The 817-nt window shown below is 45.0% G+C and carries 1 protein-coding gene and 1 pseudogene; one reads left to right on the top strand and one right to left on the bottom strand.

The features are described from left to right. Positions 1-520: alpha/beta fold hydrolase (locus ACWHAR_RS25560; RefSeq protein WP_452088245.1), on the bottom strand; the 520-nt coding region annotated here is incomplete at its 3' end. A 205-nt stretch (positions 521-725) separates the two neighbouring features. On the opposite strand from ACWHAR_RS25560, the pseudogene ACWHAR_RS25565 reads away from it, so the two are divergent. Beyond that, a pseudogene (locus ACWHAR_RS25565) lies at positions 726-817 on the top strand (pentapeptide repeat-containing protein); the annotation flags it as partial.

The raw sequence follows: 817 nt of genomic DNA on the forward strand, positions 1-817 counted from the left end.
TAAGCTCTGGAGACACTTTTTTCTCAAAAAACTGTTTTCCTAAATCAGCAAGCGTTTTTGGCCGATCACTTTTGAATAGTTCAATCATGTCGTCAATATCCTGCTTCCTCATCCCGTACGGATATCCCGGGCGTTTTGTAAACGCGGGGGCCGCCGCAGACAGTAAAATCAGCTTATCAACATCGGCTCCTTCATGCCTTGCCATATAACGGATTGCAATGGCGCAGCCCATTGAAAAACCGGCAAGAATCGCATTCTCAAGCTGCAGCGTATAAATGACTGCTTTCACATCATCGGCCATCGTGTCATAATCGTAGCCTTCCCAAGGGCGGTCAGATTGCCCATATCCCCGCAAATCAACGCCGATAAAACGAAATCCCCTTTTCGGAAGCTCATTCATTTGATATTCAAACATCTTATGATTCAACGGCCACCCGTGCAAAAAGATGATCGGCCTTCCATGTCCGATATCCTCTACAAACAGTGTCACATGCTCCTCGGTTTTGACGTAATGCCCCATTCCGCATTCCTCCTGTTCCCTTTGGCTTTTTCGCCCTGTAAACGCCTTGACGTATAGGAAGCTTTCCATTTATGCTTACAAAACAAGCGGGCTGCTGTACCAAGAAAAGGCTCTTCACGATTTACTATATGTATCAATTTCCTTAACGATCTATTAAATTGAACCCGGAAGCCTCTGTTTTTCGGACAGCAAAGGATGTCATCACATGAATAAAATCGCAATTCAAAAACCGAACATACCGGAAAACCTGCAAACCGCAGATTTTCATGATGCCGTGACGCAGGATGATGTAATCAG

The organism is Bacillus sp. LR--39, from assembly GCF_053613335.1.